The 17,003-nt window shown below is 70.9% G+C and carries 18 protein-coding genes, 4 tRNA genes and 1 other RNA gene; 8 read left to right on the forward strand and 15 right to left on the reverse strand.

What is annotated here, in order from left to right:
- Positions 1–28: 28 nt before the first annotated feature.
- Positions 29–1,891 carry a DNA polymerase III subunit gamma/tau gene (dnaX, locus tag E5843_RS09945; RefSeq protein ID WP_141065967.1) on the reverse strand — a complete coding sequence of 621 codons (1,863 nt, stop codon included), beginning with the start codon at positions 1,889–1,891 and terminating at the stop codon, positions 29–31.
- A 177-nt stretch (positions 1,892–2,068) separates the two neighbouring features.
- Between dnaX and E5843_RS09950 the strand changes: the two genes are divergently transcribed.
- Together E5843_RS09950 and ffs are read left to right on the forward strand one after the other, a co-directional pair.
- Positions 2,069–2,161: transfer RNA gene (locus tag E5843_RS09950), tRNA-Ser, on the forward strand.
- A gap of 43 nt (positions 2,162–2,204) precedes the next feature.
- Positions 2,205–2,301: signal recognition particle sRNA small type (gene ffs, locus E5843_RS09955), an RNA gene on the forward strand.
- 35 nt (positions 2,302–2,336) lie between these two features.
- On the opposite strand, the gene E5843_RS09960 is transcribed toward ffs, so the two are convergent.
- The 7 genes from E5843_RS09960 to E5843_RS09990 all read right to left on the reverse strand — a co-directional run bounded on the left by E5843_RS09960 (position 2,337) and on the right by E5843_RS09990 (position 7,208).
- Positions 2,337–3,338: a Vgb family protein gene (locus tag E5843_RS09960; RefSeq protein ID WP_134673819.1), complete on the reverse strand. Its 1,002-nt coding sequence runs from the start codon at positions 3,336–3,338 to the stop codon at positions 2,337–2,339.
- Positions 3,338–3,781 (reverse strand): molybdenum cofactor biosynthesis protein MoaE, encoded by a 444-nt coding sequence (locus E5843_RS09965; protein WP_134673820.1) that lies wholly within the window; start codon positions 3,779–3,781, stop codon positions 3,338–3,340. Before E5843_RS09965 ends, E5843_RS09960 begins: the two co-directional genes overlap by 1 nt.
- A 2-nt stretch (positions 3,782–3,783) precedes the next feature.
- Complete coding sequence (locus E5843_RS09970; RefSeq protein ID WP_134673821.1) at positions 3,784–4,026, reverse strand: MoaD/ThiS family protein; 243 nt, start codon at positions 4,024–4,026, stop codon at positions 3,784–3,786.
- A complete protein-coding gene (gene moaC / locus E5843_RS09975) occupies positions 4,023–4,541 on the reverse strand; it encodes a cyclic pyranopterin monophosphate synthase MoaC (protein WP_134673822.1) in 519 nt (172 codons plus the stop codon). Before moaC ends, E5843_RS09970 begins: the two co-directional genes overlap by 4 nt.
- Before the next feature lie 137 nt (positions 4,542–4,678).
- Positions 4,679–5,680 carry a GTP 3',8-cyclase MoaA gene (gene moaA / locus E5843_RS09980; protein ID WP_136412559.1) on the reverse strand — a complete coding sequence of 334 codons (1,002 nt, stop codon included), beginning with the start codon at positions 5,678–5,680 and terminating at the stop codon, positions 4,679–4,681.
- A 20-nt stretch (positions 5,681–5,700) separates the two neighbouring features.
- Positions 5,701–6,456 (reverse strand): MBL fold metallo-hydrolase, encoded by a 756-nt coding sequence (locus tag E5843_RS09985; RefSeq protein WP_136412560.1) that lies wholly within the window; start codon positions 6,454–6,456, stop codon positions 5,701–5,703.
- On the reverse strand, positions 6,456–7,208 hold the full coding sequence (locus tag E5843_RS09990) for a 3-deoxy-D-manno-octulosonic acid kinase (protein WP_136412561.1): 753 nt from the start codon (positions 7,206–7,208) through the stop codon (positions 6,456–6,458). The genes E5843_RS09985 and E5843_RS09990 overlap by 1 nt, the downstream gene beginning before the upstream one ends.
- 100 nt (positions 7,209–7,308) lie before the next feature.
- Here E5843_RS09990 and E5843_RS09995 point away from each other — a divergent pair, with 100 nt between their 5' ends.
- Together E5843_RS09995 and E5843_RS10000 are read left to right on the forward strand one after the other, a co-directional pair.
- On the forward strand, positions 7,309–8,376 hold the full coding sequence (locus E5843_RS09995) for a glycosyltransferase family 9 protein (protein WP_141066167.1): 1,068 nt from the start codon (positions 7,309–7,311) through the stop codon (positions 8,374–8,376).
- Positions 8,373–8,756, forward strand: coding sequence for a hypothetical protein (locus E5843_RS10000; protein ID WP_136412562.1), 384 nt, complete (start codon positions 8,373–8,375; stop codon positions 8,754–8,756). Before E5843_RS09995 ends, E5843_RS10000 begins: the two co-directional genes overlap by 4 nt.
- 18 nt (positions 8,757–8,774) lie before the next feature.
- Here the strand turns inward: E5843_RS10000 and E5843_RS10005 are convergent, their stop codons facing one another.
- Positions 8,775–9,218, reverse strand: coding sequence for a hypothetical protein (locus E5843_RS10005; RefSeq protein ID WP_134673827.1), 444 nt, complete (start codon positions 9,216–9,218; stop codon positions 8,775–8,777).
- Between the two features lie 126 nt (positions 9,219–9,344).
- Between E5843_RS10005 and E5843_RS10010 the strand changes: the two genes are divergently transcribed.
- Positions 9,345–9,435: transfer RNA gene (locus E5843_RS10010), tRNA-Ser, on the forward strand.
- 286 nt (positions 9,436–9,721) lie between these two features.
- On the forward strand, positions 9,722–10,426 hold the full coding sequence (locus E5843_RS10015) for a PP2C family protein-serine/threonine phosphatase (RefSeq protein ID WP_134673828.1): 705 nt from the start codon (positions 9,722–9,724) through the stop codon (positions 10,424–10,426).
- An 80-nt stretch (positions 10,427–10,506) separates the two neighbouring features.
- Here the strand turns inward: E5843_RS10015 and dnaQ are convergent, their stop codons facing one another.
- The 3 genes from dnaQ to E5843_RS10030 are packed head-to-tail and all read right to left on the reverse strand — an operon-like array spanning position 10,507 to position 12,344.
- Complete coding sequence (gene dnaQ / locus E5843_RS10020) at positions 10,507–11,241, reverse strand: DNA polymerase III subunit epsilon (RefSeq protein WP_134673829.1); 735 nt, start codon at positions 11,239–11,241, stop codon at positions 10,507–10,509.
- Between the two features lie 27 nt (positions 11,242–11,268).
- Positions 11,269–11,727: a ribonuclease HI gene (gene rnhA / locus E5843_RS10025; RefSeq protein WP_136412563.1), complete on the reverse strand. Its 459-nt coding sequence runs from the start codon at positions 11,725–11,727 to the stop codon at positions 11,269–11,271.
- On the reverse strand, positions 11,724–12,344 hold the full coding sequence (locus E5843_RS10030; protein ID WP_166815978.1) for a class I SAM-dependent methyltransferase: 621 nt from the start codon (positions 12,342–12,344) through the stop codon (positions 11,724–11,726). The genes rnhA and E5843_RS10030 overlap by 4 nt, the downstream gene beginning before the upstream one ends.
- 69 nt (positions 12,345–12,413) lie before the next feature.
- On the opposite strand from E5843_RS10030, the gene gloB reads away from it, so the two are divergent.
- Together gloB and E5843_RS10040 are read left to right on the forward strand one after the other, a co-directional pair.
- Positions 12,414–13,184: a hydroxyacylglutathione hydrolase gene (gene gloB, locus E5843_RS10035; protein WP_136412565.1), complete on the forward strand. Its 771-nt coding sequence runs from the start codon at positions 12,414–12,416 to the stop codon at positions 13,182–13,184.
- Positions 13,181–14,428: a lytic transglycosylase domain-containing protein gene (locus E5843_RS10040; protein ID WP_425480714.1), complete on the forward strand. Its 1,248-nt coding sequence runs from the start codon at positions 13,181–13,183 to the stop codon at positions 14,426–14,428. The genes gloB and E5843_RS10040 overlap by 4 nt, the downstream gene beginning before the upstream one ends.
- 169 nt (positions 14,429–14,597) lie before the next feature.
- Here E5843_RS10040 and E5843_RS10045 read toward each other — a convergent pair whose 3' ends face one another.
- The 3 genes from E5843_RS10045 to E5843_RS10055 form a co-directional block, all read right to left on the reverse strand.
- Positions 14,598–16,565, reverse strand: a complete 1,968-nt coding sequence (locus E5843_RS10045; RefSeq protein ID WP_136412566.1) for a SurA N-terminal domain-containing protein — start codon at positions 16,563–16,565, stop codon at positions 14,598–14,600.
- Positions 16,566–16,735: 170 nt separating this feature from the next.
- Positions 16,736–16,812 (reverse strand) — tRNA-Asp (locus E5843_RS10050).
- Positions 16,813–16,909: 97 nt separating this feature from the next.
- Positions 16,910–16,986, reverse strand: a tRNA-Asp gene (locus tag E5843_RS10055).
- Positions 16,987–17,003: the final 17 nt, after the last annotated feature.

Below are 17,003 nucleotides of genomic sequence, written 5' to 3' on the forward strand. Positions count from 1 at the left end.
GCCGCGCCGGCAGCGGCGCGGAGAAGGTTCAGCGGTCGTCGACCGGGCGGATCGAGTCGGGCACCAGGCGGGCGCCGTGCTGGGACATCATCCGCTTGACGTCCGGATCGTCGAGGAACGCGCGCTCGGCGGCCTGCTGGCGGGCATCGCGCTCACGCGCATGACGCTCGTGCAGGGTTTCGCCGCCGGCCGCCACCTCGAAGCGGAGCGTCGGCGCGGCACCAAGATGCGGTGCGAGCGCGGCGGCGAACTGGCCGACCAGCAGCGGGGTCTGCAGGTGGTCATCGCTGGCGGGCAGCGACAGCCGCAGCACGCCGTCGGCATAGCCGAGGAAGGCGGTATGTGCGGCGAGTTCGCGCACCGGGCCGCGCAGGCCCAGCCGCACCACCAGGTCCGGCCACCCGTCGGCGTCAACCTCGACCAGCGTGCGGACGTGGTCGGCGACATCGGCCGCGGCAACGACGGCTGCAGCCGTCGCCACGGCACGGTCCGGCGTCACCGCGGGCGGGACACGCCGGTCCTGCTGCAGGTCGTCCGCCCACGGGGCGCGGTCGACGTCCGTGGCGGGTGCCATCGCGGAACTCGGCGCGGCGGCCGTCGCGATCGCGGGGGCGGCGGCCGCTGCGGTCATGCGGATCTCTCCGGCTGCCGCAGCGGCCGGGGGCGCGGCGCGGCGCGGCGGGACTTCGTCCGACTCCAGCGCGGCGCGCGCCGCGGCGGCAGCATCGCGCCCGCCACGCGCTGGCGTACCTGCACCCTGCCCGCGTGCGGGCGCGGCTGCGCCTGCATCACCGGCGTCAGCCGTAACGCCATCGAGCGGACGGAACGCCAGCATCCGCAGCAGGCTCATCTCGAAGCCGGTACGCGGACTGGGCGCCAGCGGCAGTTCGCGACGGCCGTCGAGGGCCATCTGGTACCAGAGCTGGACCAGCTCCGGGCGCACGGCCGCGGCCAGTGCGTCGAGGTCGACGCCCTCGCCGTCCACACCGGCACCCGGCACCAGCTGGCGCACCTGGATGCGATGCAGCGCCTCCGCCAGCGCGTCGAGCACGCTGCCCCAGTCGGGCGAGAATTCCGCGAGCGTGCCGACTTCGTCCAGCAAGCGCTCGCCATCGGCCGACGCCAATGCTTCCAGCAGCGCGCCCACGCGGGTGCGGTCGACGGTGCCCAGCATCGCGGCAACGCCGGCATCCTCCAGTCGCCCCCCGGTGTAGGCGATCGCCTGGTCGAGCAGCGAGAGTCCGTCGCGCAGGCTGCCATCGGCCGCGCGCGCGATCTGGCGCACCGCGCCGTCGTCGAACGCGATCTCCTCGGCTTCGAGGATGCGACCGATCTGCCCTTCGATCTGGCCGAGGTCCAGCCGCTTGAGGTTGAACTGCAGGCAGCGCGACAGCACGGTGACCGGCAGCTTCTGCGGATCGGTGGTCGCCAGCAGGAACTTCACGTGCCCCGGCGGCTCCTCCAGCGTCTTCAGCAGCGCGTTGAACGCCGACTTCGACAGCATGTGCACCTCGTCGATGAGGTACACCTTCACCCGGCCCCGCGACGGCATGTACTGCGCGTTGTCGATCAGCTCGCGCACGTCGTCGACGCCGGTGTTGCTGGCGGCGTCGATCTCGAGCAGGTCGATGAAGCGCCCGGCATCGATCGAGCGGCAGGTCTCGCACTCGCCACAGGGATCCGACGAGGTTCCCGACTCGCAGTTGAGGCTCTTGGCGAAGATCCGCGCGATCGTGGTCTTGCCCACGCCGCGGGTGCCGGTGAACAGGAAGGCGTGGTGGACGCGGCCGGATTCCAGCGCATTGGTGAGCGCGCGGACCACGTGCTCCTGCCCGACCAGTTCGGCGAAACGCTTGGGGCGCCACTTGCGGGCGAGGACGAGATACGACATGCCGCCATTCTGCCACGCCGGTCGGCGTAGCCGCCCGCGGCGCGCGGTGTGCCGCGTCGCCCACGCCACGCAATCGGGCCGGCGAGATGTTTCTTGTCGGCACCGCGGCCGAAGGCTTAGAATCACGGCCCCCGTGCGGCCGCGCCAAGGCAGGCAAGGTGCGCGGGGGTCAGGTGCGGAGAGGTGTCCGAGTGGTTGAAGGAGCACGCCTGGAAAGTGTGTAAGCGTCTAAACCGCGCTTCGGGGGTTCGAATCCCCCTCTCTCCGCCAGTTCTGCCTGCTGCAACGGCAGGTGTACGTCTCCATGGTGGCCCCGTCGGCCCCTCGCGACGCTAGATCGAAAATCCCGCCAGGGCCGGAAGGCAGCAACGGTATCGGTTGATGCGGGCGACGAGGTCAGTCGGCGGGGCCATCGCCATTGGCGCCAGCCCCTTTCGTTCGCTGCTCAGTCCGCCGCATCGGGCAGGATCGCCAGCGCGTCGGGTTCATCGCCGGTGGTCCAGCGCCCGATCACTTCCCAGCGCGCGGTATCGACCACCGCGACCTCGTTGCCGCCGCTGATCGCGACATAGACGCGCGGGCGCTGCGGGTCGGCGATCACGCCGATCGGCAATGCCGCCCGTCCCAGCAGGGTCTGCCGGTACTCGCGTCCGGGCTGGGCCAGTGGCACGGTCGACACCGACTGCCGGCTGGCGGCATCGAACACCGACAGCGTCGCCGCGCGGGCATTGGTCACCAGCGCATGCCGGCCGTCGGGGGTGAACACCACCCGGATCGGAAATCCGCTGCTCGCCAGCGTGGCACGGATGGCCAGCGACTCCGGATCGTGCACGGTGACGGTGTCGGCGTCGCGGTTGGTCACCCAGACGTTGCCATCCGGCGCGACCTCGATCCCTTCCGCCCCCGCCCCTGCCGGGCGTTCGAGCACCCCGCCGCTGGTCAGATCGACGCGCACCACCGAGCCCGCACGGATCTTGCTGACGTACGCGACGGTGCCGTCGCGCGACAGCGCCACCATGTGGCCGACGCCATCGCCGATATCGAACGCACGTTCGAGCACGCCCGTGGCTGCATCCAGCATCAGCAGCGAGCCGCTGGCCTCGGTGGTGACCAGCAGGCGCTGTCCATCCGGACTGAAGCGCACCCCATGCGGCCGCGCGTGCGTGCCGAGATCGAATGTGCGGGTCTGCGCACCATCGCGGTCGATCACGGACAGGCTGTTGCCCGGTGCCTGGTGGCCGTAGTTGGTGACCACCGCCGTGCGGCCGCCCGGCGCCACCGCGATCTCGTGCGGCGCCGCACCGGTGGCGATCTCCGCACGCCGGGTGCCGTCGTCCAGCGAGATCCGCCACACCGTGTCGGCGGACTTGTTGCCGACCAGCAGCTCGCCCGACCATGCCGGCATCACCGCCAGCAAGGCGCCCGCCAGAACCAGTGTCCTGCCCATCACCGACCTCCTCTGCCTTCTTCGGGATGCAACCACGCGGCGCCGCCATCGGCGTAGCGTTCGCGCTTCCAGATCGGCACGTCCTGCTTGATGGCGTCGATGATCGCGCGACAGCCCTCGAACGCGGCGTCGCGATGGGCGGCGGACACCCCGACCCAGACCGCGACCTCGCCGATGTCCAGCGTGCCGACCCGATGCACGCACAACGCACGGTGCAGGCCATGGCGTTCGCGGATCGCATCGACGATGCGCCTGCCCTCGGCCTCCGCCAGGTCCGCATAGGCCTCGTACGCCAGCCCGAGCACGGCGCGGCCGGCGTGGTGGTTACGCACCCGGCCCTCGAAGACCACGCAGGCGCCCGCGGCCGGCTCATCCAGCCGGGCGTGCAATGCCGCGGTGTCGATCGCATCCGCCGACAGCCGGAAACCGGTGGTGTCGTGCATGCTCAACCTCCACTCACCGGCGGGATGAAGGCGACCTCGCTGCCGGCGCGCGGCACATCGGTCCAATTCGCAAACGCACCATCCACCGCCACCCGCAGGCGTTCGCGCGGCAGCAGGAAACCGTGGCGGGCACGCATCTCCCCGTACAGCGCGGCGAGGTCCGGCGCCAGCGTATCGACCGTTTCCTGCGCGCTGCCGGCAGCGTCACGCAGGCTGGCGAAATACAGCACCGTCAACCGGATCATGGCGACGCTCCGATATCACGCCTGCCACCGCGCTTGGCCATCAGGCGCGCCGGGCCGATCGTGATTGCGTGCGACAGCGCCTTGCACATGTCGTAGATGGTCAGGGCCGCCACGGTGGCACCGGTGAGCGCTTCCATCTCGACGCCGGTCCGGTGCACGGTGTGCACCGTGCATTCGATGCGCAGGGCGCGCTCGCCTTCCCAGTCGATCGCGATGCGGATGCCGTCGATCGGCAGCGGATGGCAGAACGGGATCAGCTCATGCGTGCGCTTGACCGCCATGGTGCCCGCGATCACCGCGGTGTCTACGATGCCGCCCTTGGCGCTGCGCAGGCCGGACGCATGCAGTTGCGCCGCCACCGCCGCTGGAAAGCGCACGTCGCAGCGCGCGGTCGCGCTGCGTGCGGTGGCCGGCTTGGCGGATACGTCGACCATCGCCGGTCGCCCCTCGGCGTCGAGGTGGGTAAGCGCCGGCGCCGCGGTGGGTGGTTTCGTGCGGGATCGGGAATCAGCCATGTCGGACCGGTTGAACGTCGCTGGATCCGACCGTGACGCGCCTGGCGCGCGGCGCGATCGGATGGGAAACGATGGTACCCGTGCCGCGGTGGATGCCAACGCTGACCGACGACGCATGGCGCCGTCGGCCGTCGCACTCACCCACCGACCAGGAACATCTCCACCCGCTGCCGCGGCGAATGCCCGGCGCTGCCGCGCAGTTCGCTGTAGCGGTCGGCGCGATGCATCCACAGCGCACGGATCTCGTCCATCAAGCGGTCCTCTCCGTGTGCGAGCAGCGGCCGCAACGGTCGGCCCGCGCCTGCAAACAGGCAGCCGTAGAACGCACCGTCGGCCGCCACCCGGGCGCGGTTGCAGTCGCCACAGAACGGCGCGCTCACTGAACTGACGAAGCCGATCTCGCCACCGCCATCGGCGAAGGCATGGCGTGCGGCGACTTCGCCGCGGTAGCGCGGCTCCAGTGCGCACAGTGGCCAGCGTGCGTGGATGCGTGCGCACAGCTCTGCCGACGGCACCACGCGATCCATGCGCCAGCCGTTGCAGGTGCCGACATCCATGTATTCGATGAAGCGCAGCACGTGGCCGCTGTGGCGGAAGCGCCCGACCAGCGGCAACACCTGGTCCTCGTTGACGCCACGCTGCACCACGCAGTTGAGCCTGAGCACGCCGAAGCCGGCCGCCTCCGCCGCTTCGATCCCCGCCAGCACGTCGGCGATCCGCCCACGCCCGCCCGACAGCGCGTGAAAGCGCGCCGGATCGAGTGCATCGAGACTGATGGTGATCCGATGCAGCCCTGCTGCGCGCAGCGCGCGCGCATGTCGCGCCAGCAGGCTGCCATTGGTGGTCAGCGCGAGGTCGTCGATGCCCGGGATGCGCGCCAGCCGCGCCACCAGCGTCGGGAGGTCGCGGCGCAGCAGCGGCTCGCCACCGGTCAGTCGCAGCTTGCGCACGCCCAGCCGTGCGAACGCACGCACCAGCGTTTCGATCTCGTCGAAATCCATTCGCCCCGCCGCGTCGAAGCCGTGCCCGTCCGGCACCCGGTCGGCGGGCATGCAGTAACCACAGCGGAAGTTGCAGGCCTCGATCACCGACAGCCGCAGGTCATGCAGTGGCCGGCCCAGGCGGTCCGACAGCGGCATGGGCGCGGGCTGCGGCACGTTCACCCCGCCAGCGCTCCCGGCAACGGATCGGCCAGCGCCAACACGTCGTCCTGGCGGGCGACGCGATGGCCCAGCGCGCGCAGCGCGTCGCCATCGGCCGCGCTTGCGTAGTGGTAGAGCACGCAGCGCGCCAGCAGTTCGGGCGGGTACTCGCGCACGAGGTCGTCGATGCCGCTGTGCGAGGGATTGCCGTGCAGCCCGCAGTCGTGGGCGATGAGTTCGCCTTCGCCGGCGTAATGCGCCAGCAGTTCCGGAATCGGTCGGGTGTCGCCGCTCCACAGCAGGCTGCCGGGCAGGCGCAGGCCGAACGCGGTGCCCGGCCAGTGGTGGCGCACGGCGAACGTTTCCAGGCGTACGCCGTCATGCCAGAACGCCCCGCCGACCGGCACCAGCTGGAAGGCATCCCAGAAGTTGGCGCCGCCCTCGGCGAGCACGTTGGGGTAGTCACCGACGCGCTGGTGCAGCAACGGCACCACCGGCGCGGGCACGTACACCGGCATCTGGCCACGTCGCGCCGCGTCGAAATACTCGGACACGAACAGGCGTTCGAAGCCGGCCACGTGGTCGAGGTGGGTGTGGGTGATGAACAGCGCGCGGGGCGGCCGGGCGTAGTGCGCAAGGCACGCGCTGAGTCCCTCGCCGCCGCAGTCGATGGTCAGCCACGGCGCACCATCGCGCTCGATCGTCGCCATCGACGACCCGAGTTCGATCGCCGATGCGTTGCCGACCCCGTGGAAGCGCAGGCTCCAGGCCATCAGGTCCCCTTCGCCCAGCGCGCGTCGTAGGCCGCGCGCAGTCGGGCGAAATCGGCGCGCACGTCCGCCTCGCTGCGTTGCGCGCGCAGCTTCAGCAGCGACCGTTCAAGCCGCGTCAGGTTGCGCGAACGCCAGCCGGTTTCCGGAACGCGCAGGCGTCCGCGGTCGAAATCGATCAGCCAGCCCTGGCCCGTGGCGTCGAACAGCACGTTGTGGGCGTTGAGGTCGGCATGGTCGAGCCCAGCCCGATGGAACCGGGCGATGAGGCGCCCCGTCTCCTCCCATGGTGCATCGACACCGGCCACCGCCATGCGGTCGGCCAGCGTGCGCACGCCGTCGATCCGACGCACCAGGATGGCAGCGCGGTAGGTCGGCCCCTGGCGCAGGTAGCGCGCCGCGATCGGTTCCGGCGCCGGAAGCGACTGCAGCCGCAGGTCGCGGGTCAGGCGGAACTCGGCGAAGCTGCGCGTGGCCGCGGCGCTGCGCCACCAGTAGCGATCGCGACTGAGCTGCGCGGCCAGCCCGCCGCGCAGGTACAGCCGCAACACGGCGTCGCCGAACGGACCACGCACGAACCAGGCACCACCCCGCCCGCCGCTATCGACCGGGCGCGCGCGCTCGCCCCACCAGGCGGGGTCGAACCAGCCCGGCTCCGCCTGCCTGATCCACGCGGAATCACCGAGGATCGCGCCGCGTCCGCCGGCATCGTCGCCGAACGGAACCAGGCTCTCGTTCGCATCGAATCGCACCATGCCGCGAGTGTAGCGGCCCGCGGCGACGCCGTCGGCAACGCATACACTCGCCGCCTGGTGCCATCGACCGAGTCCCGCAATGCCGTCTTCCGCCAGCCCCGTGCCCTCCGCGCCCACCTCGATCTGCCTGCTCAGGCTGTCCGCGCTTGGCGACGTCACCCATGTGTTGCCTCTGGTCCGCACCCTGCGCGCGGCGTGGCCGCAGGTGCAGCTGGACTGGGTCATCGGCCGCGGCGAACAGAAGCTGCTCGAGGGCTTGCCGGGCGTGGAATTCCACGTCTATGACAAGAAGAGCGGGGTCGCCGGCATGCGCGCATTGCGGCGCGGCTTCGACGGCCGCCGCTTCGACGTGCTGCTGCAGATGCAGGTGGCCGCGCGCGCGAACCTGCTGTCGGCGTTCATCCCCGCGAAGCGACGCATCGGCTACGACCGCGCGCGCTCCAAGGACCTGCACGGCCTGTTCGTCAACGAGCGCATACCCGACCGCCCGGGCATCCATGTGCTGGATGCGATCGGCAGCTTCTGCGAGCCGCTGGGGCTGCGGCAACGCGAGGTCGTGTGGGACATGCCGGTGCCGGCGGAGGCCCATGCGTGGGCGGCGGCGCAATGGCCGGAAGACGAGCGGCCGGCGCTGCTGATCTCGCCCTGTTCCAGCCATGTGCTGCGCAACTGGCGCGCCGAGCGTTACGCGGCAGTGGCCGACCACGCGCTGTCGCGCGGTTGGCGGGTGGTGCTGTGCGGCGGCCGCAGCGCGCTGGAGCGCGAGACCGCCGACGCCATCCTCGCCGCGATGCAGGGCCCCGCGCTCGACCTGGTCGGCAAGGACACCCTCAAGCAGCTGCCGGCGCTGCTGGCACGCGCTGCGCTGGTGATGACACCCGACTCCGGCCCGATGCACATCGCCAATGCGATGGGCGCGAAAGTGCTGGGCCTGCACGCGGCCAGCAACCCGGCACGCAGCGGCCCGTATTCCGACCGCCGCTACTGCGTGGACCGCTACGACGACGCCGCCCGGCGTTTCCGCGGCAGGCCCGCGGCCGCCCTCAAGTGGGGCACCAAGATCGAGCACGAGGGGGTCATGGACCTGGTCACCGTGGACGACGCGGTGGCCGCGTTCGAGCGCTATTGCGCCGATCATCCCGGCAGCGACAGCGGCGCTGGCCGATGAGTGCCCACGATCGCGTACGCGCGTTGATCCTCGGGGCCGGCGCCGTAGTGGCGCTGGCCACCCTGGGCATCGCCGACATGGACCGCCCCGATGCGGATCTCGGCCAGTGGCTGTTCCTGTTCGGCCTGGCGGTGTTCGCGTTCCTGCCCTACGCGGTGCTGGCACTGGCGGCACGCACCGGACCGGCGTGGGTGCCCCTGTTCGCGGCGCTGATCATGCTGGGCCTCGACCTCGGTGCCCGCATCCGCGTGCGCTGGTTTCCGCAGGACGCGCAGGACGGCCTGCTGCTGATGTTCCTGCCGCTGTGGCTGTTGCCGGCCAGCCTGCTGTTGTGGATCGCCCTGGTGGCACTGCGCGGATGGCGCGCACGCCAGCGCTGAGCGCACGGCCCGGGTGGCTCAGCCCGCGTCGGGCGCCGCGCCGCCGCGGTAATCGCGGTAGGACTTTTCCTCGACATAGCCCGAGCCGAGCAGCAGGTTGATCTCCTTCTTCACCCGCGCGCGTTCGTCGTTCTCGAGGTAGACACTGCGTGCGAGGCGGACGAAACCCGCGTCGAACTCGCCGGCCTTGTCTTTCAGGCGGATCGCGTCCTCGATGTCCCACAAGCGCTCGTTGACGGCCTTGAGCTCGGCACGAAGCGCCGGAAGGCCGGCGGCCCCGGCCTCGAAGCCGGGGGTCCGCGCGGGGGCCGGGTGCGCCATCCACGTCCGCTCCAGCGCGGACAGTTCCTGGCGCACGTTGGCCAGCTTGGCCGGATCGGAGATCCGCTCGGCCTTGATCTGCAGGATGGCGATCTTGTCGAGCAGTTCGCCGAACGAGACGGGGACCAGGATTTCGGACATCGGCACGCGCAAATGAGGACAGCGGACCGCAGTGTAACGCGGCGTCCCGGGAGCCATCGACCACGCTTGTCGGCCGCAGGGCGCGCCCGTATCATGTGCGGCCCGCGGCGCATGCCCCGGGCCACCGGAGAGGTGGCAGAGTGGTTGAATGTACCTGACTCGAAATCAGGCAGGCGTTTATAGCGCCTCGGGGGTTCGAATCCCCCCCTCTCCGCCAGATACGCAAAACGCCCCGCAAGGGGCGTTTTGCGTATCTGGCGAGAGGGGAAGTTTGATCCGAACCCCAGGTTCGACCCGGAGGCGCAAAGCGCCGCAGGGCGCGTGGCCAAGGCCACGCGATCCCCTGCCCCTGACGCAGCACTGTGACGCGTTTTGCGTATCCGCCCGTCAATGCCATCATCCGACCACGCCATACGCGACCCGACGGATTGCATGCCCGCTGACCTCACGCCGCCAGTCCCGCCGTTGTTCCCATCGGCCCCACCGGCAATCGCGGACCACGCATGATCGAGTTCGGGCATCTCACCCACGCCGGCCTGCGGCGCGAACTGAACGAAGACACCTACTACGGCGATGCCGAACTCGGGCTGTGGCTGGTGGCCGACGGCATGGGCGGCCACGAGTACGGTGAGGTCGCCAGCGCGCTGGCGCGCGAGACCATCGTCCGCGAGGTCCGCCAGGGCACGCCGTTGGCGCAGGCCATCCGCATCGCCGACGAGGAGATCATCCGCGCGTCGCGCCGTCGCCACGACGCCCTGCCGATGGGCACCACGGTGGTCGCGGCGCGGGTCGAGGGCCGGCGCTTCCAGGTGGCCTGGGTCGGCGACAGTCGCGCCTACCTGTGGCGCGACGGCAAGCTGGTGCAGCTGTCGCAGGACCACAGCTACGTGCAGGAGCTGATCTCGCAGGGCGCGATCAGCATCGACCAGGCCCGCCATCACCCCCACCGCAACGTCGTGACCCAGGCGCTGGGCGTGACCGAGCCGGAGGCCCTGAAAGTGGAGACGCTGTCCGGCGAGCTGCAGTCGGGCATGCAGCTGCTGCTTTGCAGCGACGGCCTCACCGAGGAAGTCGACGACCGCGGCATCGCCCGGGTGCTGGCGCACGACGAATGCAGTGCTCAGGAATGTGCGGACGGGCTGGTGGCCGCCGCGCTCGACAACGGCGGCTCGGACAACGTCACCGTGGTGCTGGTCCGCAGCCAATAACGCATCCCGTCCGGCGCGTAACCGCCGGCCGGGATGGGCCGAGCGGCAGACCGATCTCCGCGTGTGCGGAACCCGTCACGTCAGGCGGTGGTTTCCACGCCTGCCGACGATGCCGGCATCGTCTCCCACACGGTCCTGCCGCCGGCACGCCTGCCGATCGCATCCAGCCGCGCCGCGTGCGCCGCCAGCTCGTCCGCCAGCACCACCACCCGCGGACGCGGCCCCAGCCGCAGGCCGGCCAGTGCGATCGCCGCGCTCGCGGCTTCGGCCTCGTCCACCTGGCCGAAGCCGATCTCGCCCTGCCCCGCCGTCAGCGCGAGATAGACCTCGGCCAGCAGCTGCGCGTCGAGCAGCGCGCCATGCAACTGACGGTGGGCGTTGTCGACGCCGAGGCGCCGGCACAGCGCATCGAGCGAGTTGCGCTGGCCCGGGTAGCGCTGGCGGGCCATCTCCAGCGAATCCAGCACCCGCACCCGGTCGGCGAGCCTGCCCGCACCATCGCAGCGCGCGAATTCCGCCTCGAGAAAGCCCATGTCGAAGGCGGCGTTGTGGATCACCAGCTCGGCGCCGTCGACGAATTCGATGAACTCCTCGATGACGTCGGCAAACAGTGGCTTGTCGGCGAGGAACTCCAGCGTCAGCCCGGTGACCTCCTGCGCCCCGATCTCGAATTCGCGCTGCGGGTTGAGATAGCGATGGAAGGTGCGCCCGGTCGGGCGCCGCTCCACCATCTCGACGCAGCCGATCTCGACTACGCGGTTGCCCTTGCGCCACTCCAGGCCAGTGGTTTCGGTATCGAGAACGATCTGTCGCATGCGGAGTCGGTTGCCGTCTGCCATGGCCTAGCGCACCAGTGCCGCCGCGCGCTGGCGCACGGCTTCGTCGCGGGCGAGCACGTCCACGCGCTCGTTGTCGGGATCGCCGTTGTGGCCCTTCACCCAGCGCCAGTCGATCTCATGATGCCCGGCGGCCGCATGGAGGCGCTGCCACAGGTCCTGGTTCTTGACCGGCTCACCGCCCGCCGTGCGCCAGTTGCGCCGGATCCAGTTCGGCATCCATTCGGTGATGCCCTTGCGCACGTACTGGGAATCGGTCTGCAGCATCACCGTGCACGGTTCGGTCAGCGTTTCCAGGCCGCTGATCGCGGCCATCAGTTCCATGCGGTTGTTGGTGGTCAGCGGCTCGCCGCCGACCAGCTCGCGCTCCTTGCCGCGATAACGCAGCAGCGCGGCCCAGCCACCCGGACCGGGGTTGCCGAGGCAGGCGCCGTCGGTATGGATCTCCACAGCCTTGCGCGTCATGCCGCCGGCAACCCCCGCGGCAATGCCAACCGTGCGGCGGGCAACGGCGTCAGCGCAGCCACGCGCTTCTCCGCCCGCAGGGCGTAGGCCGCACGCAGGCCGGGGCCGGATTGCAGGACATCACTCGCTTCGAGCTTCCACTGCGGGCCGATGCCCTGCGAGACCGGCTCGGGTTCGAGGCCGGCGCGGCGCAGGCGCCGACGCCAGCCCAGCGGCTCGCCCGCGCGCAGGCCCTGGCCGCGCCAGCGCCAGCGATACGGTGAGAGGGGGTTGAGGGTGAACAGCCACAGGCGCCCACCCGGCTCGAGCACGCGCGCCGCCTCCTCGAGCAGGCCGTCGTCCTCGCCACCGGCGCGCACCACGTGCTGGAGGATGACGACGCCCATCGTGGCGCTCGGGAACGGCAGCGCCAGGCCGCAGCGCACCGCGCCCTCCCAGCCATGCCGGCCACGCCACAGCCCCAGGCCGCGTCCGCAGGCCGCGTCGAGTTCGGGCCGGGGCACCGGGCCCAGCCACAGCCAGGGCGGCGACGGACGTTCCGCCAGGGTCCGCTGCAGCATCGCGTCCTCGCCGTCGAGCAGGACCCGACCGGCGGGACTGGCGAACCAGGTGGTCACCCCAGGTTGACCGTTCAGGGAGGTGGAGGGCATGGTCACGCATTCTACAGACCCAAGGGGGCCGGCCGAGTGCACCTGCAGCCGATCCCGGCACTGTCGGACAACTACATCTGGTGCCTCGCCGACGACGACGGTGCGCACGCGCTGGTCGTCGACCCGGGCGTTGCCACGCCAGTGCTCGAAGCCCTGCGCGGGCCGCCGCTGGCGATCCTGCTGACCCATCACCACGGCGACCACATCGGCGGCGTCCCGGCGCTGCTGGAGCGCTGGCCGGGCACGCCGGTGATCGCTCCGGTCGATGAGCGCATCGCGCTGGCTACGTGCCGGGTCACCGATGGCGAGCAGGTCACCATCGGCCCCTGGTGCTTCGACGTGCTCGCGGTCCCCGGCCACACCCGCAGCCACCTGGCCTTCCACGGCCACGGGGTACTGTTCTGCGGCGATACCTTGTTCAGCCTCGGTTGCGGCCGGCTGTTCGAGGGTACGCCCGCCCAGATGCTGGCCTCCCTGGACCGCCTTGCCGCTCTGCCGGGCACGTCGCTGGTCTGCTGCGGCCACGAGTACACGCATTCCAACGCCCGCTTCGCGCGTGCGGTGGAACCGGACAACCCGGCGCTGGCGCGCCTCAGCGAGGAGCTGGACACCATGGACCAGACCGGCAAAGCGACCCTGCCCACCCGACTGGCCGACGAACTGGCCTGCAACCCGTTCCTGCGCATCGATGTGCCTGCCGTGCGTGCCGCCATCCGCTTGCGCGCACCGGTCGCGCCGGCGGCGGATGCCCCCCGCGACGCCTGGTTCGGCGCCCTGCGCGCCTGGAAGGACGGATTCGCCGCATGAGGGCGCGGCGCCCGGCGATGCGGCGGCTGGCCATCGTCCTCGCCTGCCTCCTGCCCGCGGCTGCGGTGGTCGCGGCCGACGCTCCGGTCGGCGCGACCGAGGCACGCACCGAGCGGCAGGGCCGGGAGATCTACCAGAGCTTCGTCGACGGCCTTGCCGATCGTGACTGCAGCGCCGATTCCAGCGAGCGCTGGCGCCGCCATTTCGCCCATGTCCCGGCTGATCTCGCCCGCACGCCGGACCGGCTGCTGCCGCTGTTCGGCTACGTGGTCGACCAGCTGCGCGCCCAGCACCTGCCCACCGAGTACGCGCTGATCCCGTTCGTCGAGAGCGGTTACCGCCCCGGCGCACGCAGCGCGTCCGGACCGGCCGGTCTGTGGCAGTTCATCGCGCTCACCGCACGCAACCACAAGGTGCCGATCCGCCCCGGGTATGACGGCCGGCTGTCGCCGGTGGATTCCACCCAGGCGGCGGTGCGCTACCTCAAGACCCTGCATGGGATGTTCGCCGGCGACTGGCGGCTGGCGGTGATGGGCTACAACGCCGGCGAATACCGGCTGTTCGGCGCGTTGCGCCAGGCCGGCCAGCGCGCCGCCGATGCGCGTCCCGAAGAACTGCCGATGCCGCAGACCACCCGTGCCTACGTGCGCAAGCTGCAGGCGCTGTCGTGCCTGCTGCTGGAGGCCGGCGAACGCGAGGAGTGGCTGCAGGCGATCGACCACAGCGTGCCGGTGCTGGTGCCGGCGCCGCTGCCGCGCGGTGCGAACCACCTCGACAGCTGGGCGGCCCGCGAGGGTCACGACCCGGAACAGATCCGCCGCTTCAACCCCGCGTTCCCGGACGGCCGCGTCGCCAGCGCCGACCGTGCCCTGCGGGTGCTCGCGCCCGCGCGTGCCGGCCGGGCCGGAAGCGACGCCGCGGCCATGACCGCGATTGCCGCGGTGCCGGCCACGGCTGCCGGTTCCGGCAGCGCGCCGCCCACAGCCGCCGTGGCCGTAACCACGGCCCGCGCGCCGGTGGAACCGGTGCATTACGCGCAGGCGGTCGAGCCGCCCCGCTCGCATGTCGTTGCGCGTGGCGAGTCGGTATGGCGCATCGCGCGCCGCTATGGCATCGGCGTGGCCCAGCTCCTCGCACGCAACGGCCTGAGCGGCAACAGCGTGCTGCGTCCGGGCATGACCCTGCTGATCGACGACGTGCTGCCGCAGACCGCGGGCGTGGACACTGCGCAGGGAAGCCCCTGAATGCCGCTCCACGAGGAGGGTGTTGACCGGCACTGCGATCGGCACTGCACGGGCGCGCCCGACCCTGGGAGCCGCCTGGACCAACACGCGAATGCGCGCCACGCCCCGGCCATAGAGAACGGGCGCAGACGTTGCCGCCCGCGCCCGCTTCGACCGTCCGCTACGCCGGTTACAGGCGTGCTTCGTTCACCGTGACCTTCATCCGGGCGCGCAGCGTGCGCACCAGCGTCTGCGCGGCCTCGCCGCCGGCGAGCATGGTCAGCTGCTGAATCAGCATCTGGCGCTCCTGTTCGCTGGCTTCCGCCGGATTGCCCGGGGTGACAGCGCTGACCGCATACACCACCACGCTGCCATCCTCGAGGGCGACATGACCCGGCGACACCGCTCCTTCGGCCGGCACCGGCGCACGGAAATAGGCTTCGACCGCAGTCGGGTGCGGCACCGGCGTACCACGTGGCACGCCCGGCACGTCCTGCACCGGCAGGTCGCGCTCGGCCGCGACCTCGGCCAGCGTCGCGCCGTCCGCCACCCGGCCGACCATCGCCTCCGCGGCGGCCGTATTGGCCCTGCGCGCACGGTCGGCACGCACCGCGGCGATCACCCGGTCACGCACCGCCTCCAGCGGCAGCGCACGTTCCGGGGAGTGCTCGATCACCCGCAACATCACGGACTGTTCCGGGCCGGTTTCGACCGGATCGCTGACCGTGCCGTCCTCCACCATGGCCGGACTGAACGCCATGCGTTGCACCGCCGGGTGCGCGAGTACGCCCGGGGCCCCGCCACGCGGGAACGGTCCGGCCTTCTGCACCTGCAGGCCGGCTTCCTCCGCCGCAGGCGCGAGTGATGTCGGGTTGCGGTAGGCGCGATCGACGACGCGGTTCACGAGTTCGCTGAAACCGCGCTCGCGCGCACCCTCGCCGAGCTCGCGCTGGAGCTGCTCGCGCACTTCCTCGAACGGGGTCTGCGTGCCGGCCTGCAATTCGCGCAGCTGCAGCACATGCCAGCCGAATTCGGTACGGGCGGTGCTGACGTCGCCGGGCTGCATCTGCGCGAGCGCGGCATCGAACGCGTCACCCATCGTGCCGGGCTCGACCCAGTCCAGGTCGCCACCGGCGTCACGCGAACCGGGATCCTCGGAATGCTCACGCGCCAGCGCGGCGAAATCCGCGCCCTGCTGCGCCTGCCGGGCGAGGTCCTTGGCCTTTTCCTCCGCTGCGCGCCGCGCAGACGCGTCGGCATCGGCGGGAACCTCGATCAGGATGTGCGAGATCAGCCGGCGGTCGGGCTCGGAGTAACGTGCGCGCTCCTTTTCGTAATGCGCGCGCAGCTGGGCCTCGTCCACCACCTCGTCCTGCAGCCCGCTGCCGTCGAGCACGATGTACTCCACCGTCACAATCTCCGGCGCGCGGTAGTCGGCCTGGTTGGCCTGGTACCAGGCCTGCAGGTCCGCGTCCGACACCGGCGCCTCGTCGGTCATCGGCGGCAGTACCGCGAACGACACGTCACGGCGCTCGCCGAGCAGCACCATCAGGCGATCGATCTGCGCCGGGGTCACGAAGGCCGACTGCGCGACGTGCGTGGGCAGCAGCGACTGCTGCATGCCTTCGCGGACGCGCTCGTCGAACTGCCGCGGCGTCATCGGTGGATTCTGCGACTGCAGCGCCAGCTGGTAGCGCTGCGGGTCGAAGCGGCCCTCGACCTGGAACGACGGGATCTGCTGGATCTCCGCCGCGACCTGCGCGTCGCCCACCGCGATGCCGCGATTGCGCGCGGCGAGGCGCAGCACCGCCTGGTCGATCAGCTGTTCGAGCACCTGCCGGCGGTTGTCCGCGCTCTCGAATGCGAGGCCGTCGAAAGCGTCGCCCTGCTCCTCGCGCTGGCGCTGCCGCTCCTGCTCGAATGCGAAGCGGAAGTCTTCCGGCGACACGTCCTCGTGCACCCATGCCAGTTTGCGAACAGGCCACCAGTCCGGCGCCGTGCGCCACCACGAGGGTGCGGACTCGACGCGCGCGACATGGTTGCCGCCGCCCTGGAACAGATACTGCTCCATGCCGAAGAAGGCGAACGGAATCGCCAGCAGGATCACGATCGCGACCGCGATCCAACCGCTGGTTTTCTCTCTCAGGGCTTGCAGCATGGCGACAACCGGGGTTCGACGTAGCCGCGCAGTTTACCCGGAATGCCGAAGGTCGACAGTCCGGCGCAGACGTACGCACGCAGCCCGCATCACAACGGCGGGCGCAGCCGGACGAACCACGTCGCACAAAAAACGAAGGGCGCCGTTACGGGCGCCCTTCGGAAACAAGATGGCGGAGCGGACGGGACTCGAACCCGCGACCTCCGGCGTGACAGGCCAGCATTCTAACCAACTGAACTACCGCTCCGCGTTTGAAACTGTTTCGTGTGCATCCGGGCGGGATTCGACATCCCCTACCCTTTGAAGAAAACAAGGGCGCCGAAGACGGCGCCCTTCGAGATCAATGGCGGAGCGGACGGGACTCGAACCCGCGACCTCCGGCGTGACAGGCCAGCATTCTAACCAACTGAACTACCGCTCCGCGTTGAAACTCTTAAA

Source organism: Luteimonas yindakuii (assembly GCF_004803715.2).
Lineage (GTDB): Bacteria > Pseudomonadota > Gammaproteobacteria > Xanthomonadales > Xanthomonadaceae > Luteimonas > Luteimonas yindakuii.